General features: G+C 63.8%; 16 protein-coding genes and 1 pseudogene. 6 read left to right on the forward strand and 11 right to left on the reverse strand.

Translation table 11 applies throughout. The features are described from left to right. Positions 1-248: 248 nt before the first annotated feature. Together ACFOMF_RS14210 and ACFOMF_RS14215 are read right to left on the reverse strand one after the other, a co-directional pair. Positions 249-2429, reverse strand: a complete 2181-nt coding sequence (locus tag ACFOMF_RS14210) for a methyl-accepting chemotaxis protein (protein ID WP_386366020.1) — start codon at positions 2427-2429, stop codon at positions 249-251. Positions 2430-2558: 129 nt separating this feature from the next. Further along, positions 2559-3308: a spermidine synthase gene (locus tag ACFOMF_RS14215; protein WP_386366022.1), complete on the reverse strand. Its 750-nt coding sequence runs from the start codon at positions 3306-3308 to the stop codon at positions 2559-2561. A 138-nt stretch (positions 3309-3446) separates the two neighbouring features. On the opposite strand from ACFOMF_RS14215, the gene ACFOMF_RS14220 reads away from it, so the two are divergent. Further along, the gene (locus ACFOMF_RS14220) at positions 3447-4430 is read left to right on the forward strand and encodes a patatin-like phospholipase family protein (protein ID WP_386366024.1); all 984 of its coding nucleotides are present in this window, start codon (positions 3447-3449) and stop codon (positions 4428-4430) included. Here ACFOMF_RS14220 and ACFOMF_RS14225 read toward each other — a convergent pair. The 8 genes from ACFOMF_RS14225 to ACFOMF_RS14260 all read right to left on the reverse strand — a co-directional run bounded on the left by ACFOMF_RS14225 (position 4427) and on the right by ACFOMF_RS14260 (position 10889). Next, positions 4427-5551: an AI-2E family transporter gene (locus tag ACFOMF_RS14225; RefSeq protein ID WP_386366026.1), complete on the reverse strand. Its 1125-nt coding sequence runs from the start codon at positions 5549-5551 to the stop codon at positions 4427-4429. The two genes, ACFOMF_RS14220 and ACFOMF_RS14225, sit on opposite strands and share 4 nt — an antisense overlap. A 42-nt stretch (positions 5552-5593) precedes the next feature. Beyond that, positions 5594-6406, reverse strand: coding sequence for a DUF4892 domain-containing protein (locus ACFOMF_RS14230; protein ID WP_386366028.1), 813 nt, complete (start codon positions 6404-6406; stop codon positions 5594-5596). 8 nt (positions 6407-6414) lie between these two features. Next, positions 6415-6801 carry a glutathione S-transferase C-terminal domain-containing protein gene (locus ACFOMF_RS14235; protein WP_386366030.1) on the reverse strand — a complete coding sequence of 129 codons (387 nt, stop codon included), beginning with the start codon at positions 6799-6801 and terminating at the stop codon, positions 6415-6417. A gap of 103 nt (positions 6802-6904) precedes the next feature. Continuing rightward, positions 6905-7780 (reverse strand): alpha/beta fold hydrolase, encoded by an 876-nt coding sequence (locus tag ACFOMF_RS14240; RefSeq protein ID WP_386366031.1) that lies wholly within the window; start codon positions 7778-7780, stop codon positions 6905-6907. Between the two features lie 6 nt (positions 7781-7786). Then, complete coding sequence (sixA, locus tag ACFOMF_RS14245; RefSeq protein ID WP_386366033.1) at positions 7787-8245, reverse strand: phosphohistidine phosphatase SixA; 459 nt, start codon at positions 8243-8245, stop codon at positions 7787-7789. Beyond that, positions 8242-8571: a DUF4389 domain-containing protein gene (locus tag ACFOMF_RS14250; RefSeq protein ID WP_386366035.1), complete on the reverse strand. Its 330-nt coding sequence runs from the start codon at positions 8569-8571 to the stop codon at positions 8242-8244. Before ACFOMF_RS14250 ends, sixA begins: the two co-directional genes overlap by 4 nt. 16 nt (positions 8572-8587) lie before the next feature. Beyond that, on the reverse strand, positions 8588-9610 hold the full coding sequence (locus ACFOMF_RS14255; RefSeq protein WP_386366037.1) for an NAD(P)H-dependent glycerol-3-phosphate dehydrogenase: 1023 nt from the start codon (positions 9608-9610) through the stop codon (positions 8588-8590). A gap of 61 nt (positions 9611-9671) precedes the next feature. After that, the gene (locus tag ACFOMF_RS14260; protein ID WP_386366040.1) at positions 9672-10889 is read right to left on the reverse strand and encodes an MFS transporter; all 1218 of its coding nucleotides are present in this window, start codon (positions 10887-10889) and stop codon (positions 9672-9674) included. A gap of 249 nt (positions 10890-11138) precedes the next feature. Between ACFOMF_RS14260 and ACFOMF_RS14265 the strand changes: the two genes are divergently transcribed. The 5 genes and pseudogenes from ACFOMF_RS14265 to fabB all read left to right on the forward strand — a co-directional run bounded on the left by ACFOMF_RS14265 (position 11139) and on the right by fabB (position 17752). After that, positions 11139-13259, forward strand: a complete 2121-nt coding sequence (locus tag ACFOMF_RS14265) for a TonB-dependent receptor plug domain-containing protein (protein ID WP_386366846.1) — start codon at positions 11139-11141, stop codon at positions 13257-13259. Beyond that, a complete protein-coding gene (locus tag ACFOMF_RS14270) occupies positions 13259-14182 on the forward strand; it encodes an ABC transporter substrate-binding protein (protein ID WP_386366042.1) in 924 nt (307 codons plus the stop codon). Before ACFOMF_RS14265 ends, ACFOMF_RS14270 begins: the two co-directional genes overlap by 1 nt. Continuing rightward, positions 14179-15684 (forward strand): annotated as a pseudogene (locus tag ACFOMF_RS14275) (ATP-binding protein); the annotation flags it as partial. The gene ACFOMF_RS14270 and the pseudogene ACFOMF_RS14275, both read left to right, overlap by 4 nt. A 323-nt stretch (positions 15685-16007) precedes the next feature. Next, entirely contained in the window at positions 16008-16523 is a 516-nt protein-coding gene (gene fabA, locus ACFOMF_RS14280; protein ID WP_386366044.1) for a 3-hydroxyacyl-[acyl-carrier-protein] dehydratase FabA, read from the forward strand. Positions 16524-16534: 11 nt separating this feature from the next. After that, the gene (gene fabB, locus ACFOMF_RS14285; RefSeq protein WP_386366046.1) at positions 16535-17752 is read left to right on the forward strand and encodes a beta-ketoacyl-ACP synthase I; all 1218 of its coding nucleotides are present in this window, start codon (positions 16535-16537) and stop codon (positions 17750-17752) included. Positions 17753-17841: 89 nt separating this feature from the next. Here the strand turns inward: fabB and ACFOMF_RS14290 are convergent, their stop codons facing one another. Beyond that, entirely contained in the window at positions 17842-19464 is a 1623-nt protein-coding gene (locus tag ACFOMF_RS14290; protein ID WP_386366047.1) for a methyl-accepting chemotaxis protein, read from the reverse strand. Positions 19465-19512: the final 48 nt, after the last annotated feature.

Consider the following 19512-nt stretch of genomic DNA (forward strand, 5'->3'; position numbering starts at 1 on the left):
TATGTATCCGCAAACACCCATGAGCCAGAACTGCGCATGCCTTGACAGACCCTTGCGGATCACCCTGGCAGCCTGGTCGGCGAGGATTTGCGAAAAGCGCGTTTAAATGTAGATGGGTTGAAGCGAAAGATGTCCGCAGGACGGACCGAGTGCCGATGGCCGGCTATAGGGGGAAGTACAACCTGAACCTGACCTGCCGTGGCAAGGGCGCGCAGTATATCCCAAAGCGGCCGCCCTTGCGCGGGTTTTTAACGATCCGGATTGGCCGAACGGTCAGAAAGTGGCTCGCCACTGATCCTGAACCGGCTCATCAGCCGCTGCAGCCGACCGGCGGTATGCCGTACCTGCTCGGCGCTGCGATGCAGCACGCCGAGGGTCTGCTTCATGTCACTCGACGCATCATCGACCCCGCGCACGGCCTGGCCATGCTGCAGGCTGCGCTCGTTGAGTTGCTGGATCACCTCGAACATCTGTTCAACCGCCACCTGCAGGCGCCCATTGTCGGTTGACGAGACCTCCGCCTCGCGCAAGCTGGCATCGACATCGCGCACACCGCCCTCCATGAAGGCCACCGCCTGCTGGGTTTCCCGCTGCAGCCCTTCGACCATCCCCCGGATGTCCTCGGTGGCCGCCGCGGTGCGCCTGGCGAGACTGCGCACCTCCCCGGCCACCACGGCGAAGCCCTTGCCGTGCTCACCGGCTCGTGCGGCCTCGATGGCCGCGTTGAGCGCCAGCAGGTTGGTCTGGCTGGTTATCTCGCTGATCAGTCCGACGATCTGGTCGATTTCACCCATGCGGCTGTCGAGCAATTGCACGCTGGAGGCCGACCGATCGACCACGTCGCGTATCGACTGCGTGCCCTGGCGAGCGGTCTCAAAGCGTTCAGCGGCGAGCGCCAGCATCTCGTCCATGGCGCCCTTCATTTCCTCGGCAGCAGCCGAGGCCTGCTGGATCTTGCCCAGCTGTTCCTCGACCATCAAAAGTAGATGATGTACCAGCTCGGCCACCTCGCCAGTGGTGCGCCCGGCCAGGCCACTGCTGTGCAGCATCAGCTCGTTGCTCTGGTGCATCTGCCTGGAGGCCAGGGTGACCTGGCCGACCACGCCGTCCAGGCTGTCCATGAAGCTGTTGATCCAGCGAGCCATGTCGCCGGTTTCGTCCTTGGGCATCCTTGAAACGTCAAGCCGTTGGGCCAGGTTGCCCTGCCCTTCGGCCAGGGTACGCACCAGGTCGCTCATCTCGTCCATTCGCCGAGCCAGCCGACGGGGTCCGAAGCGGGCGAAGCACAAGGCGCCGAGCAAGAGCAACACGCCGTTGGCGAGATTGATCGCGGCTGGAGGAAGATCGGTGAACGATTGCAGCAGACCACCCGCGGCGAACAGACTGGTCACGGTGATCAAATAGGTCTTCATCAAGCCAAGGGCCAACGAGCGGCGCCGATAGACCTCCTCGAGATCCGCCTCGCACATCAGCCCCCAGCGATCCAGCGACCCCGGCATCTGAAAGGTCACACCCGCACCGACCACCGGGATATGCCGGTAGTCCGAATAGCCCGGGTAGGTGACGAAGAGGTTGGTACCCCGGGCAATGGTTTCCCGCACGCCCGGGTGCAGCTGGCCAGTGGCTGGATCGACGAAGCGCAATTCAAGCTCGGTGTGCTGCTTGACCCGAACCGTCCCCCACGCGGTGGGGACGCCTGACTTGAGATTATCGCCATGGCTGAAGGTAGCGTCTTCGAAGCGCGAACGAGACAGGGCCGTACCGGGCGTGATGTCGCTGTCGAATCCTGCCCGGACCATGAACAGATAGTTGTCGCCGGACTCCGGATAGACATGCCCTGCTTCTCGCTGGATCAGGTCGCCCAGCACATCGTTCGGTACCCTGGCACAGAGACAGCCGACGGCCTGGCCATCCACCACGATCGGCTGATAGAACATCAGCGTGACCGCGTCATGGAAACGCGAGGTGCTCCGACCCAAGCGCTCGGTGAGCGCATCCATGTAGGGGCCATGCAGGAACGGCGCTTTGAGCCCCTGCTCGATGGCGCGAGCGGCTAGATCCTGATGACCGACATGCGCTGCGTGGGTCGAGGACAGTACCCGGCCGCGCTCATCCACCACCAACAGCTCCGTGCAGTCGGGAAGCTCGGCACGTTTGCGTTCGAGCAATCCCTCGGCAATCGCCGGGAAGGCTTCGCCGACCGAAGCGGCCAATTCGGTGAGATGTTCCCAGTGGGTGTTCGCCCAGCCCGTGAGGAGGCGCACGCGAGTGGTGGCGATATCGTCGAAGGTCTGCTCGATCATCGGATAGACCGAGCGGTTGAGCCAGCAGGACCATCCCATGGCCAATTTCCCGGTATGCCCCGACCAGGGCAACCAGCGGCGCTCGGCAGCGCTGAGGTTCATACTGTTGCTACGGAGTGCTGTCATGACGGTAAAGAGCGCCCCCGGCCAAGCAGAATGAAGAGGCCAACGGCAAACGACCTGCGAATGCGGAAAAGGGCCGGGATCTTATCGCACTACCTTGATTTCAATAAGGAATTTCCGCCAACTGGGACCTCATGTGGCCCTGCGCAGCGCTTGCGCCAGTTTTGCCAGGGAATAACCGAGCCGGGGTGCCAGCGCCTCGATCCGCACAGCCAGGCGCTCGAAGTCGACCCACTGGTCCAGATCCGCCGGAACCATGAGCACCACGTTGCCCTCCGCCAGAGGGCATTCGAGGTAGTGGCGCAAGAACAGCCCCCGTAACAGGGCGGCGCCAAGCGGCTGGCCACCTTCTGTACCCCACTGATTGATGATCAGCCAGCCGCCGGGATTGAGCTTGCGCTGGCACTGCTCGAGAAAGGACCAGGCCAGATGGCCGGCCGAAGGCCCGGTGTCGGTGTACAGATCAATGAAGATCAGGTCGGCCGGCTCCGCCGCAGGCAGCAGCGCCAGGGCGTCGCCGATGCGCAAGGTGATGCGGGGATCCGACTGAAACCCCAGCAGCGACTCGGCCAGACGCGGTACGTCGGGGCGCAGCTCGATCACTTCCACGTCCACCAGAGGCAGAAAGCGCAGGCAGGCCTGAGTCAGACTCCCGCCGCCGAGCCCGAGAAACAGCGCGGATTGCGGCGCCTCGTGGAGCAGCGCGCCAAGCAGCATTGCGCGAGTGTAGTCGTACTCGAGCCAGGTCGGATCGGGCATGAAGACGCAGCTCTGTTCGATGGCGTCACCGAACTCGAGAAACCGATACGGCCCCGCCTGCACCACCTTGATGGTGCCGAAGGCGTCCTGTACTTCAGCCAGCAATTGCTCCTGCTGCTCCATTGCACTCCCCTCTCATGTCTCGGTGGATTCTAGCAGCCTGGCCACCGCCGCCCCTGCATCGCCCGTCCGGCTGCGTTACCATCGAGCCAGGCGCACGCCCCGCAGGCGGGACGATGCCATGTCGATGAGGGATCCGTCTTGAGCAAGAAGGTCGCCCTGGTGCTGGGTTCGGGCGGTGCGCGTGGTTATGCGCACATCGGCGTCATCGATGAAATCGAGGCGCGGGGCTACGACATCCGCTGCATTGCCGGTTGCTCCATGGGCGCGGTGGTGGGTGGCATCTACGCCGCGGGCAAGCTCGCGGAATACCGTGAATGGGTCGAGCAGCTCGATTATTTCGACGTCATGCGTCTGCTCGACGTCTCGTTCAGCCTCGGCGCCATTCGCGGCGAAAAGATCTTCGGCCGCATCCGCGACATCCTCGGCGAGATCGATATCGAAGACCTTCCCATCCCCTTCACGGCGGTTGCCACCGACCTGACGCACCACAAGGAGGTGTGGTTTCAGGAGGGCTGCCTGCATCAGGCCATGCGCGCCTCGGCCGCCATTCCCAGCCTGTTCACCCCGGTCACGCTTGGTAACCGGGTGCTCGTCGATGGCGGGGTCCTCAACCCGCTGCCCATCGTTCCGGTGGTTTCCAGCCACTGCGACCTGGTGGTCGCGGTCAATCTGAGCGGCCCGGCCAACCGACACTGCCCGCTACCGGGTGACCGAACGCTTCCCGCCAAGGGCCGCTTCGACAATCTGGTGGGTTCACTGAGTTCGCACCTGCATTTCTGGCGACGCGAGCCCGAGGGAGCCAGTCCGTTATCGGTGTCACTGGACGCCGGACTGGACGAGGGCCCCGAGCCAGCCCCACCCCGATCGGCGGAGGGCTCCCAGGTCGTGGATATCGCCGGCCCTGCCTCGATGCTAGAGCTCGTCAACCAGAGCTTCGAGGTGATGCAGAATGCGCTGACGCAATACAAGATCGCCGGCTATCCACCGGATGTGCTGGTGAACATTCCACGACGCGCCTGCCGTTTCTTCGAGTTCTACAAGGCCACGGCACTGATCGAGCTGGGTCGGCTGATCGCCCGCGATGCGCTGGAGCATTACGAAGCCGAACACTCAGCGAGCTAACTGAAAGTGGGAGGCTCTCTCTGCGTGTCCGGTTCGTGTTTGGATTCGGGCGAGGCCAGAATCGGCTCGCTGGCCGAGGGTGGATGCGGCACTTCCTGTCTGACCCAGTCATTGAGCAGACTGTAGGCCACCGCCAGCAGGGTCGGGCCGAGAAACAGCCCCATGAAGCCGAACGCGAAGAGGCCGCCGAACACGCCGAGCAATACCACCACCAAGGGCAAGTTGCCGCCTCGACTGATCAGATAGGGCTTGAGCACGTTGTCCACCCCGCTGATCACGAACATTCCCCAGATGCCCATGAAGATCGCGTAGCCGTAATCGCCCTGCCAGGCCAGCCAGGCGGTGACTGGCAGCCAGACCAGGGGTGGACCGACCGGGATCAGGCTGAGGGCGAAGGTAAGCAGTCCCAGCACAAGGGCGCCAGGCACCCCGGCGATCAGAAAGCCGATGAAGGCCAGCGAGCCCTGTGCCGCCGCGGTCCCGATGACCCCGTTCACCACTCGCTGCACGGTGCTGGCCACCAGCTCCAGGTAATGGTCGGCACGCGCACCAATCAAGCGATGCAGAAGACTATGGACGAAGGCGGCCAGGCGCGGGCCGTCGCGGTAGAAAAAGAACACCAGGACCAGGCTCAGGGCCAGTTCGAGCACGCCGGCACCGATCCGCGCACTACGCATCAGCAGCCAGTTGCCAACGAGGCCGATTTGCGGGCGGATGCTGACGAAGAACGCCGTGCCCTGCTCGTCCAGGGTCTCCCAGAAATCGCTCAGCCAGTCGCCGATCAGCGGGAAGTTGGCCAGCCAGGCGGGCGGTGGCGGCAGGCCAACGAGCTGCAGATCGCGGATCAGGATGTTCAGGTCGCGGATATGATCGGCGACGTTCAGCCCCAGCAGCACCAGCGGCACCGCGACCAAGAGCATCCATCCACCCGTGAGGATGCCGGCCGCAAGGGTCTGGTTGCCGTTTAGCCAGCGACTGAGCAGACGCATCAGCGGCCAACTGGCGAACGCCAGCACGGCAGCCCAGAACAGGACCGAGACAAAGGGCGCCAGCACCCACAGACAGGCGCCGAGCAGCGCCAGAAGCAGTATCTGCACGAGCAGACGATCGTTGTTGAGCATCGCGATTTCCGGCAACAGGGCGGCAGGACGCCGCCCGGGTGATCAGCGCAGTAGTCTGATGTGTAACCCCGGCTCATCGGAGCGATCCTGCTCGATGCGACCGGCACGGATGCCCAGGGCCACCAGCGCCTCACGCCACTCCGTCGCCTCGGCACCGGACAGGCTCACACGCATGTGCGCTTCCTGCTGGAAGGCACGCTGCAAGACTCGCAGCCATTCGCCGCCCGGCTCATCGGGAAGCCGGGTCAGGTGCAACTCGCCAGTCTCGCGCAACTGCCGCAGCAAGGTGGCCGGCGCCGGAAGGACGCTGCCCAGGGGCGCGTCGGGCTGCAGCCGTTCCACCTGCAGGTAGGCGCGCCCATTACCGCGGGTGATGGCGTAGAGCGCAATCAGACTGTCTGCCCCGCGCCCCTCCTCGGCCAGTCGTGCCAGCAGGTAGCCCTGCCCCGCCTCAGGGCCGTAGAGCATCGCCTTGCCAAACACCGAATTGGCCCAGAGGCTGCTGGATCCGCACTCTCGCGCCTCGCACCAGTACAACAGCTCGGCATCCTGCTCCAGCAACGCCTGACGGGTCAGGGTAAAGGCTTCCAGGCCGCTATGGATGCGTGGCAACTGGTAGGTGATGCCGGTCAGTTCGCCCCCGACGACAACCTGATCGTTCATTCGCAAGCGGCCACCGATACGTTGCAGCGACCCCATCGGATAGAGCCGCTCGGCCACCGTCTCGCGGCTGTAATCGATGATTTCCGCCTGCGGATAACGCGAGAGGGTCGGCAGGTCCTCACTTCCCGGTACATCCACGGCCCAGGCGGTCTGGGCGAACACAGCAAGTCCCACAATCCATGGCAACCTCACTAAGCACCTCAACGTATCAGCATGGCTTGGCCGGTGCTCAGGGCATGTCCGGCTTCTCTTGGTGCAATGGCGCGCCCGCGCCTACCGGCAGGTCGTGCACCGACCGCTGCAATCCAGCGCTGGAGGTTGTCCAGCCCTTCGAGCGAAACGCCGGCCCAGGCATGCAGAGCGACCCAGGGCCAGGTGGCGATGTCGGCGATACTGTAGTCGCCCGTCAGGTATTGTGCCTGGCCGAGCCGGGTATCGAGCACTTCGTACTGTCGGCGGATTTCTTTTTGGTAGCGCTTTGTAACGACTGGAATCCTTTCGGGAAAGTAGCGGTGGAACACATGGGCTTCCAGGGCAATCGAGACCTTGCGACCGTCGGGTGTGGCCGCGGTATGGAGATCGATCATGCCTGGCTCCGGCTGCATGCGCTTCAGGCTCGTCAGAAGATCGCCGCAAGTCAAGGCGCGCTTTGCGACACCATCTTGCTAGGCGCCCCGGTATCGAGACAGGTCAGTCGCTGAAGAAGCCGAGCAGCGCCGCGGCGACCGCATCCGCGCCGGTCTCGTCGTCCAGGTGCAGGTGGTGCCCGCCCGGCAGCCAGCAGCACTCAAATGGCAAGGCTGCCATCTGCTCGGCCGCATCGGCATAGATGCCCTGCTCGGCCAGTATCAGCCTGACCGGGCACCGCACCTCCGCAATGAAGGCCTTGGCGTGCTCATCGCTCAGCCGCATCGGCGTGGGTGCCAGCAACCGGGGATCGCTGCGCCAGGTAAACCCCCCTTCGATAGCCACCAGCCCCCGCTCGGTGAGCCGCTCGGCAGCCTCACGGCTGACCGGATAACCTGCGCCCATGCGCGCGCGCACGGCGTCGTCAATGCTCGGGTACAGTGGTTTTCGCTCGCGGCTGCGTAAAGACCGGCGCAGCGCCTGCCCCAGGCGCTCAGGGGACCGGCTGGGAGCCCCGGTCTGCGGAAGCACACCATCGATCAGGCCGACCCGTGCGATCCGCTCCGGCATCGAGCCTGCCAGCAGAACCGAGACGATCGCGCCCATGGAATGGCCGAGCAGTGAAAACCGCTGCCAGCCCAGGGCCTCGGCCGCCATCAGCACGTCGTGCGCATACTCCCAAAGGTGATAGCCGAGCCCTGGCGGCCGGTGCCCTGACAGCCCATGACCGGGCAGATCCAGCGCCAGGATCCGCAGGCCGGGCAGCTTTGCCGCCAACCGGGAGAAACTTGCCGCGTTGTCCAGCCAGCCGTGCAGCGCCACCACCGGCACACCATCGCGCGGCCCGTGCAACTGCGCCGCGACCGTCACATGGGGCAGCGCCAGGCTCAGGGACTCGGCCAAGGGCTCAGGCGCCGGTGGCTGGCTGCTGCCGGCCATCCCCACTCAGACCGGCCGGGGATGGCGAAGCGAGGCCAGACGCATCAAGCCCGCGGCCATCGCCTCACCGTCCAGCTCGGCCAGGCTTCCGGTGCGCATCGACAGCGGATCACGTCGATGCCCATGCACCAGCAACCCTCCCAGCTCGCCGATGAACGGCATGTGACTGACCAGCAACACCGACTCGCCCTCGAAGCGGTCCAGATAGCGCATCGCGGCGAGCGGATCCGAATCGGGCGTGGCCCAGGGAACGGTCTGGATTTCACCAGCAAAGGCCAGGATCTCTCCAGCCAGCGCGGCAGTTTGCTGCGCCCGCACCAGGGGGCTTGCCAGGATCGACCGGACATCCGCCAGATGCGCTGCGCTGGCTCGCGTTTCCAGGCGACCCCGCTCGGTCAGCGCCCGCTCGGCGTCGCTGCGGGCACGCGGCTCGGCTTCACCATGGCGCAGCAGCCAGAGCTTCATGGCTGGACACCCCCGTTACCTGGCACTTCGACGATGCGCTCGCTTTCGGCCGGGCGCGGAGCGGGCCAGTCCGAGAAGGGCCAGGGCTTCTGCTCGGTGTTGAAGGTAGCGAATCGGCCGATCTGCGCCAGGTACTGGCTCAGGCTGTCGCCGAACTGCTGCACCCCCGTGTGCACTTCACCGCGAATCAGGCGCATCAGCAACTGCAGCAGTACCACGAGCAGCAGAAGGATTTCGGCGAACTGCCAGACAAAGAAGAACAGCACCATCCAGATGATGCGCAGGATCAGCGTTTCACGTTCAGGTGCCTGCTTGAGGTCGTTCATGGTGTCTCCGTAGTGTCTAGAAGCCGGTCGACGCGATGAAATCCACGTCGGTCTTCGGCTCACCGCTCATCAGCATCTCGATAACCTCATCCATGCCGTGACCTTCGAACAGGATCGCATGCAGCGCCGCCACCAGGGGCATGTAGACGCCCAGCGCTTCGGACTTGGAGCGTAGCACCTTCAGCGTATTCACCCCCTCGGCCACTTCGCCGAGACGCGAGACGGCCTCCTCCAGGCTCAGGCCCTCGCCCACGGCATAGCCCACCTGATAGTTTCGGCTCTTTGGCGAGGTGCAGGTCACGATCAGGTCGCCGACACCCGCCAGCCCGAGAAAGGTCATGGGATTGGCACCCAGCCGCACCGCAAAGCGGGTCATCTCGGCCAGCGCCCGGGTGATCAGCATGCTTTTGGTGTTTTCGCCCATCCCCAGCGCACCGGCCATCCCGGCCATGATCGCATACACATTCTTGAGTGCACCGCCAAGCTCGGCACCAAAGCGGTCGGGGCTGGCGTAGACGCGAAAGGTACGCCCGTGCAGAACCCGTTGCACTTCGGCGCAGAGTGCCTGGTCGTCGCTGGCGACCACGGTGGCGGTCAGGGCACCCTCGGCAATCTCACGCGCAAGGTTGGGGCCTGAAATCACCCCGATGCGCGCTTCGGGGGCGATGGACTCGAGGATCTCGCTCATCAGCATGAAGGTTTCCGCCTCGATGCCCTTGGTGGTGCTCACCACGAACTTTCCGGCCAGCTTGTCGGCATGGGGCTGCAGCGCCTTGCGCAAGGCACTGGAGGGCAACACCACGAAAACCAGCTGGCAGCTATCGAGAGTCGAGGCCAGATCGGTTACCGGCTCCACCAGGGCGTCGATTTCGACGTGCTTGAGATAGCGCGGGTTATGCCGTGTGACGCGAATCGCTTCAGCCTGCGTGGGGTCACGCATCCATAGCAGAACCGAGTGGCCGTTGGCAGCCAGCAGGTTGGCGATGGCGGTTCCGAAGCTGCCACCTCCGAGCACCGCGATCGGTTGTGTTGTAGTCATCCCGCCTCTCCCATACGCAACTTTGGGCCGCATTATAAGGCGCGAACCCGGCGCCACCACCTCAATCCTGAGGTCCAAGGCGGCGAACAGCACGATGGTTGGCCACAACGACCGCCAATGCCACAGTCGCCAGCCCCATCGTCACGTACAGTGCGGCGATGCCCGCGACTCGTGACCCGGCAAGCGGCTCAAAAAGACCGGCGGCGACCCAGGGCGAGGCCACGTACCCCAAAGCGAGCGCCGCCCCGGCCAGACTGTCACGAAGGCCAAAGACCCGCCCTTGGACTGAAGCTGGCACGCGTCGCTGCCAGATCGAATGCGCTAGCGCCGCCAGAATGGGGGTAGCGACGAAAAGCGCAAAAGTGGCCAAACCGATAACCAATGGTGCGCGAGTCAGGCCGATCAGCGCCATGAACAGGCCACAGCTTGTCAGAGATACAATTACGCCACGAAGCTGCCTGACCGGACCGCCCCAGACGACCATAAAAACCGCTCCCAAAGCCATGCCCAGCCCCGCAACCGAGCGCAGCGTGCCTAACACCGCCTCGCTGGCGAACTCGAGGATGAAGGGAGTAAAAAGGACTACCGAGGCACCGCGGGCCAGATTGGCGAAAGCATGCATGAGGAGAAACAGCCGCAATCCGCGCGCGCGGGCGAGGTAGCGCGCACCGACCCAGAAGTCCCGCTTGCTCGACCGCCAACGCCGAGTAGAAGGCAACTCCGGGAAATCGACCCGCAGCATCACTAGCCCGGCTAGCAGGCATGCCGTGGCGGCCACTGCGGCTACCAACCAGCCCTCTGTGAGCGTCAACAGGGTTCCTGCTACAAGCGGGGCCAAAACATGAGCCGATGCCAAGCCCGCTTGAGCCACTCCGTTCAGTCGAGGGTAGGCGCGATCGTTACGAGTGAACAACGTCAGTGATGCGTTGTAAGCCAACCGATGAACACCGCCGACAAGAGAGCTGAGCAACAGCACGGCATAGACCAGCGGCATACTCGGCTCGTCAGCCGCGAGGTTGAGCCAGTAAGTGCTGAACACCAAACACTGGATGAAGCAACACCCCAGGAGGATGCGCTTTCGGGGCCAGCGATCGATCCAGGGCCCTGCCAGCGGCATGACGAAAAGCTCCGGTAGATAGCCGCAGAGGATAACGAGGCTGAAACTGATCAGGGAATCGGTGTGCTGATAGGTCAAAATGCCGGCAGTGAACACGACGAGCACTACAGAAAAAATCACTAGTGTCTGGCTGACCCACACGATACCGAACGAGCGCTTCATATCTTCCAATGCTGGTGTCCCCGACTAGACGCTAACTGCTTCGCCTCCCCCGATGGGAAACATGCACATGATGCCTTAATGCTATCAACACGAATGCAGTGACGCCTCAGTGTTGGGCCAAGATCATTGGCTGCCAGTCGGCGGCCGGCCTGAATCGATACTGGCATTCCTCCACGCCTCGTTTAAGATGCGCGGCATTTACCCCTCCGCCGGCAGAGAGGTTCTGCCTTGTTCCGTCGTACATGTACCATGGTGTTGCTACAGGGTGCCCTGATCGGCGCAGCGCCTGCCGCCTGGGCCGCCGAAGGCGACCTGTTCCTGAACAATCAGCCTGTTCCCGAAGTCCTCACTGCTACTCGCCTACGCCAGGCGCCAGCGGCCGTACCGGGCAGCATCAGCGTGGTCGACCGTGCCCTTATCCGCGCCTCGGGCGCCCGCGAGTTACCCGAACTGCTGCGCCTCGTGCCCGGGATGCTGGTCGTTCCCAACGGCAATATCAGTACCGTCAACTACCACGGCAGCAGCGCTCGGCAAGCGCGCCGGCTGCAGGTGCTGGTCGATGGGCGCTCGGTGTATCGCGCGGGCTTCGCCCAGGTCGACTGGCATGACATCCCGGTGGCCATCGAAGACATAGAACGGATCGAGGTCTTTCGCGGGCCCAATACCGTGAGCTATGGCGCCAATGCGTTGATGGCCGTGGTGAACATCATCACGGTGCCACCCGCCGAGAGCGAGGGCACCCGGCTGAAGTACGGTGCCGGTGGTCGGGGCATATCCGACTGGTACGCCAGTCAGGCGCTGCACTGGGACGGTGGAGACCTGCGACTGTCGCTGTCAGGACGGCAGGAGGAGGGTTTTTACCAGCGTGGCGATGGCACCGATCAGCGGGACGGACGGCGCTTGAACCGTTTCCACCTGAGCGCCGACCACAGCCTCGGTGCCTGGCAGACGCTAGAAGGACATTTGGCGCTAAAGGAGGGCAGCAGCCAGATGAACAACACTTATCAGTCGATCTTGCCCATCGCCCCTCAACCCAGTGAATCAGACGCGGACTCGGACGTCACCGCCCGCGATTTCGCGGCCAGCCTGCGCTGGAGCCTCGAGCCCAGCAGCCGGCATAGCTTGCAGGTGCAGGCCAATCTCCAGCAGTGGGAGCGTTTGCGCAGTTGGCGTGCCTGCGATGCCCAGATCATCTTCAGCCCCGAACTCCGGGAGTTGTGGAGCCTGGCCAGCCAGCCGCAGCGGGATGCCTTTCTTGCCAGCGGCATCTTCACACCTCAAACGCCCAGGCAAAGGGAGCTTTACCTCGATGGAGTCATCCCTCAGCTAATCTCGCTCACTGACCCAGCCACGGGCCTACAGGCCCACACCTGCGGCGTGATCAACGAGGACATCCGCGAGAACCGCGTCGACATCGAGGCCCAGAGTACCCTCAGCCTGAACGACGACCTGCGCCTGGTCAGTGGGGCGAGCTACCGCTACGACGCCGCCTATAGCGAAACGCACCTCAACGACCGGCAGAACCGCGACGTCTGGCGATTGTTCGGTCATCTGGAGTGGTACCTGAGCGAGCGCTGGCTGCTGCAGGCGGGCGCCATGGGCGAGTACGACAGCAATGTCGGGCGCTCTCTGTCACCCCGTGTGGCGGTGAACTATCTCATCACTCCAGCCCACGGTCTGCGGGCGGTGTACACCGAGGCCGTGCGCTCACCGGACATGTTCGAGAACGACGCGGACTGGAACTATCGGGTGACTGACCTGCGGCCGGCTGCGCTCGGACAGCGCGACGCCTACTACTTCATGTCGGCACGGGGGCCGGGGGATCTCCGCCAGGAACGCATTCACTCCCATGAGCTGGGCTATAACGGGCGCTTCCAGCGGCTCGGACTGAACCTAGACGTCAAGCTGTTCCACGACGAGATCAGCGATCTCATCTCCCACGAGCCGAAAATCTACCGTTTCGACCCGGATAACCGCAGCCGTCTGATCCTCGAAGGCGTGGAAACGGAAATCGATTGGCAGCTGGGGCTCAGCGATCGGCTGCGCCTGGGTTACGCCTATATCCAGGCAGACGCCAGTCATCCACTCGACCAGGTCATCACTCCGCGTCACAGTGGCTCGCTGGCCTGGCTACGCGATTGGGGCGGCAACTGGAACAGCAGCCTGATCTATTACGGTGCCGATGGCCTGAATGGCTACCGCTTCGAGCGCATGGATCTGCGTCTGGCCAAGCGGGTGCGTATGGGCACTGCCGAGCTGGAACTCGCCGGAGTGCTGCAACAGCGGCTTGACGACGAACCGCTATCGGGTGCAGACAACCACTACGAACACCGTCACCTCTTCTACCTGACGGTAGATCTGTCCTTCTGATGAACGCAACCGCCTCACGGAGGAGCCGGATCTACCGCTGGATCAGTGCCCTCGCCTGGCTGCTGTGGCTCCTGGCTGCCCCGCAGGCGGCCTGGGCTGGCGAGATCCTGTTGGTGGCCGAGGATTCCGTCGCGACCCGCGCCTTCGCCGACACGCTGGGCCAGCGCCGCCCGCAGGAACGGGTCCGCTTTGTCGCGCTGGACGCAGCGCCTGCGCCTGACCGTCTGGCGGCTGACGTGCGGGTCATCACCCTGGGTGAAAAGGCGCTCAGATGGCGCCTGCACAGCGAAGCAGGACCACCCACGCTGGTCTTGCTGGTCAGTCGCATCCAGGCCCAGCCATTGCTGGGGGACCGTCGCCCGCGCACGCTGAGCCTGCTCTGGAGCGATGCCCCCCTGGAGCGCCAACTGCGCCTGATCAAGCACCTGCTGCCCAACGTCACCCGCATCGGGCTTCCCCACAGCGCACAGGCTGCGTTCCTGCTGCCAGAAGCCCGGCAAGCCGCAGCGAAACTACAGCTGAGTATCGTGGCCCGGGAATGGGCGGACCCACGTGACACTGACACCCTCAAGCAGGTGCTGCTCTCCAGCGACGTCCTACTTGGCATAGACGATCCGGCGATCTACAACGCGGCGACTGCCAAGAGCCTGCTGCTGACCAGCTATGCCAAGGGCCGCCCGCTGGTGGGTCCCACCGCGGCCTTCGTCAAGGCAGGAAGCCTCACCACCAGCTACAGCGACCAGCAGGACTGGCTCGACACGCTGGACGAACTGCTCGACCGTCCCTCGTCCACCTGGCCCCGAACCCTCTATCCCTCCCGCTTCAAGGTCGTCGGCAACCGGCAGGTCGCCCGCTCGCTGGGCATCAGACTGATCGACGAAAGACTGGCCGCGCAGAGTCTCGCCGAAGGAGAGCGTCGATGATTCATTCGGGTCAGGACATTCGCACCCGCACACTGCTGATCAGCGTGGGGCCCGCGCTCCTGATCACCTTGTTGCTGACCAGTTTCCTGACCTTTTCACGACTGCAGGACTTACGCGACGAGCTGGACAACACCGGGCAGTTGATTGCCGATCAGCTCGCACCGGCCGCCGAGTACGGCGTGATCTCCGGTAACATCCAGGTCCTGGAAAACCTCTTGCAGGCGTCCCTGAGCACACCACACGTACGCCATCTGGAGATACGCGACCACGAAGATCTTCTGCTGCTCGCGCTGATGCGCGACAGGGTTTCGCATCGCGAGGCGTCCGTCACCAGTTATACCAGCCCGATTCTGCTGCAACGCATTGCGCTCGAAGACGACGCGTTGCCCGTCGATATCGCTGAGCAGGCCGAAGAACAGTATCTGGGCCGGGTCATCGTCACGCTCTCGGACGAGGCCTTCACCCGACAACAACAAGTCATCCTGCTCAAGGCCGGCGTACTCGCCTCGCTTGCGCTGCTGGTCACCTTCATACTTGCGCGGCGCCTGGCGGGACAACTATCGCGGCCGATCAGCCAGATGGGCGAAGCAGTCAAGGCGATCGAGGACGGTGACTACCGTACCCGGATACCGGAAGTCGATGATGGCGAACTCGGTGACCTGGCCCGGCATATCAATGAAATGGCACGGGCGCTGGAGCGGGCCGACAATGCGCAGCGCGCTACCATTGCGCAGCTGATCGCCGCGCGCGAGGATGCCGAGCAGGCCAACCGCGCCAAGTCCGACTTTCTGGCGATGATGAGCCATGAGCTGCGCACACCCATGAATGGCGTGCTCGGGATGCTTCAGCTGCTGCAGACCACCCAACTGACCGAGGAGCAGAACGAATACGCCGAGCTCGCCAGCGAGTCCACAGGACATCTGCTCAAGGTGATCAACGATATCCTCGATTTTTCGCGGATCGAGCGCGGCGGGCTGGACCTCGAGCAAATTCCCTTCTCGCCCGCCGAGCTTATCCGCAATTCGGTTCAGGTATTCCAGCACGGCGCCCAGATGCGCGGACTCACCTTCCTGCTCGATACCCAGCCTGATCTGGAAAAGCTGGAACTGCGCGGCGACCCGACCCGTCTGCGGCAGATTCTGGTCAACCTGCTTGGCAATGCGCTGAAGTTCACAGAGGAGGGGTCGATTCGTCTTTCCACCCGTTGGAAGGTGCTTGGCGATGGGTGGGTCAGACTGACCTGCGAACTGGCCGACACCGGCATAGGCATCCCCGCGGACCGCCTCGATCATATGTTCGATGCGTTCCAGCAGGCCGACAGCTCCATCTCCCGGCGTTACGGTGGAACCGGCCTTGGGCTGACCATCGCCTCGAACCTCACCCGCCACATGAACGGCACGCTTCGGGCTGAAAGCCAGCCCGGTGTCGGATCGACCTTTATCCTCGAGCTCATCCTGCAGGAAAACAGCAGGGCAGGCAGAGCACCTGCTGCCAACGCGCCCGGCGCCCGCCAGGACATGTCTTGAAACCCTTGCAACGCAACGGCCGAGGCTGCCACCCCGTACGGTTCAAGTCCCTGTTTTCGATGGGGCAATCGTCGCCTTGGCCGCTGAACCGGTAGCCATGATCGGTAAAGTGCGCGAAAATCCGCGCTCGCCATTGCGGGCCTGGGGATGGCCCTGCACCGGTGTTCATGACGACAGACAGTCGACCTTGTGACTTTCACCCCGACTCATCAGTCTATGACCAAGGCCTCCAGCACTCTGCCTGCGGGACAGGCCTGTAGTATGCCCGCCCTGACAGCAGGGTCCATTGAGGAGCACGCATGACCAAGCAACACGCCTTTTCCCGGGAAGATCTGCTGCGCTGCAGTCGCGGTGAATTGTTCGGCCCGGGTAACGCGCAACTGCCCGCCCCCAACATGCTGATGGTGGATCGCATCACCCACATCAGCGAGGTCGGCGGCAAGTTCGGCAAGGGCGAACTGGTCGCCGAATTGGACATCAACCCTGACCTGTGGTTTTTCGGCTGCCATTTCGAGGGCGATCCGGTCATGCCGGGCTGTCTCGGCCTGGATGCCATGTGGCAACTGGTGGGTTTCTACCTGGGCTGGCAGGGCAACCCCGGCCGTGGCCGAGCGCTGGGCGCCGGCGAAGTGAAATTCTTCGGCCAGGTACTGCCCAGCGCCAAGAAGGTCACCTATAACATTCATATCAAGCGCACCATCAACCGCTCGCTGGTCCTCGGCATCGCCGACGGCACCGTCCACGTCGATGGCCGCGAGATCTACAGCGCCGAAGGCTTGCGTGTCGGCCTGTTCACCTCTACCGATAGTTTTTGAAGGACTTCCGCATGCGTCGCGTCGTGATCACCGGCCTAGGCATCGTTTCCTGCCTGGGCAATGACAAAGAGACCGTCTCCGCCAACCTGCGCGCCAGCCGTCCCGGTATCCGGTTCAACCAGGAATACGCAGACATGGGCCTGCGCAGCCAGGTTTCCGGCTCCGTCGACCTCAATCTCGAAGAGCTGATCGACCGCAAGGTCATGCGCTTCATGGGCGACGCTGCGGCCTACGCCTATCTGGCCATGGAGCAGGCGATCCAGGACGCCGGCCTGACGCCGGAGCAGATTTCCAATCCCCGTGTTGGCCTGATCGCCGGCTCCGGCGGTGCATCCACCAACAACCAGATGGAAGCCATCGACACCCTGCGCTCCAAGGGCGTCAAGCGCATCGGCCCATACCGCGTGCCGCGCACCATGAGCAGCACAGTGTCGGCCTGCCTGGCTACGCCGTTCCAGATCAAGGGCGTCAACTATTCCATCGCCTCGGCCTGCGCCACCAGCGCCCACTGCATCGGACACGCCATGGAGCAGATCCAGATGGGCAAGCAGGACATGGTGTTCGCCGGTGGCGGCGAGGAAGAGCACTGGAGCCAGAGCTGCCTGTTCGATGCCATGGGTGCGCTGTCCACCCAGTACAACGAGAGCCCGGAAAAGGCCTCGCGTGCCTATGACGCCAAGCGTGACGGTTTCGTCATCGCCGGCGGCGGCGGCATGGTGGTGGTCGAGGAACTCGAGCACGCCCTCGCCCGCGGTGCGAAGATCTATGCCGAAGTGGTTGGCTACGGTGCCACCTCGGACGGCTACGACATGGTCGCCCCCAGCGGCGAAGGCGCCATCCGTTGCATGCAGCAGGCCATGGCCACGGTCAGCGATCCGATCGATTACCTGAACACCCACGGTACCTCCACGCCGGTTGGTGACGCGGCCGAAGCCCGAGCAGTGCGTACCCTGTTCGGCGACAAGGCACCCGCGATCAGCTCCACCAAGAGCCTGTCCGGCCACTCGCTCGGCGCCGCCGGGGTTCACGAGGCCATCTATTCGATCCTGATGATGGAAGGCAATTTCATTGCCGGCTCGGCAAACATCGACGAGCTCGATCCAGAGGTTGCCGACCTGCCGATCGTCACCAAGACCCGCGAGAACGTTACCCTGAATACCGTGATGAGCAACAGCTTCGGCTTTGGCGGCACCAACGCCACGCTGATTCTCAAGCGCTGGCAGGGATGATTTCTGGCTAGCAGAAACGGCGCCCCAGGGCGCCGTTCTTGTTTCCAGCCACTGCGAATGCGCCCGCCAGGGCCGCGCTCATTCATGCATCACACCTTGAAGCGCGCCACCAGCCCGTTGAGGTCGATGGCCAGGCGCGACAGCTCTTGGCTGGCCGCGCTGGTCTGGTTGGCACCTGCCGAACTCTGCATGGACAAATCGCGGATGTTGATCAGATTGCGGTCCACCTCGCGCGCCACCTGAGCCTGTTCTTCGGAAGCGCTGGCGATCAACAGGTTGCGCTCGTTGATCTCGCCGATGGCCTGGGTAATCTGGTCCAGCGCCTGCCCGGCAGCCTGGGCGACTTCAAGCGTCAAGCGCGCGCGGGTATTACTGCTCTGCATCGCACCGACGGCACGATCGGTGCCGCTCTGGATACCTCCGATCATCTGTTCGATTTCTTCGGTGGACTGCTGGGTACGGTGCGCCAGCGCCCGTACCTCATCGGCGACCACTGCGAAACCGCGGCCCGCGTCTCCCGCCCGGGCTGCCTCGATGGCCGCGTTCAGCGCCAGCAGGTTGGTCTGCTCGGCGATGGCACGGATCACGTCCAGTACCTTGCTGATGTCGCGCACGCTGTGTGCCAATTGCTCGACCTGCTCGGCAGTGCCGGTCACGTCGCTGGCCAGCCCGTTGATCGAGTCCACTGCGCGCATCACCTGCTCGCGACCATGACGCGCGGTCTGGTCGGTCTGCCGCGAGGCCTCGGACGTACTGACTGCGTTGCGCGCCACCTCGTCGACCGCCGTGGTCATCTCGTTCACGGCCGTGGCGGCCTGCTCGATCTCGTGGTTCTGCTGGTGCAGTCCGCGGCTGGAATCCTCGGTAACCGAACTGAGCTCTTCGGAGGCGGACGCCAATTGATTGGATGAGTCGGAGATCCGCTGGAGCGTGTCGCGCAGGTTCTGCTGCATCCCCTTGAGGGCACCGAGCAGACGCGCAGGCTCGTCACGCCCCTCGACCGGGAAGTCCTGGGTCAGGTCACCTGCCGCGATGCGTTCGGCCACCTGCACGGCCTGGGCCAGGGGCTGCACGATGCTGCGGGTCAACAGCATGGCGAGCGCAACGGTCGCCAAAGCCGCGGCCACCAGGCCGCCGATCACGAGTCCCTGCGCCCCCTCGTACACCTCCCCGGAGAAATTGGCTGCGGCTTCAGCGCCTCGCTGATTGAGTTTCTGCAGCGCCTGGAGCGCATCCGAGGCAGCGTTGGCATGATCGTTGAGCTCACCATTGGTGATCTCCACCGCCGCCTCCAGCCAACCGCGGCGGGAATGCTCGACGATCTGCTGCTGGAACCTGAAGTAATTACCCAGGGCGTCAGCGAACCGGCTGTACAGGGCGCGCTCTTCAGGCGAGTTGACCAGCGCCTCGTACGTCTTGAGCTCGCGTTCCAGGACCTGCCGGAACTCGTCCAGGCGGGCCAGATCGGCCTGCATCGATGCCTCTTCGCGGTTCACCAGCAGACGCAAGGTGGTGGCCCGGATACGCAGGAAGTTCTGGTTCAGTTCGCCCAGCAAGACCACGCTGGGCAACCAGTTCTGGTCCACGTCGAGGCTCGCGCCGCGCAACTTCTTCATTTCCGTGATCGCCAGCCCTCCGAGAAGAAAGACAATCAGGGCAAGGATGCCAAAGCCCAGGGCGGCTCGTGGCGCGATGGTGATATTTCTGAACATGCCGATTCCCTACATGGAACATTACCGCCGCCAGCCCAGCGCTGGCGT

This window comes from Stutzerimonas tarimensis (assembly GCF_042648805.1).
GTDB classification, from domain to species: domain Bacteria; phylum Pseudomonadota; class Gammaproteobacteria; order Pseudomonadales; family Pseudomonadaceae; genus Azomonas; species Azomonas tarimensis.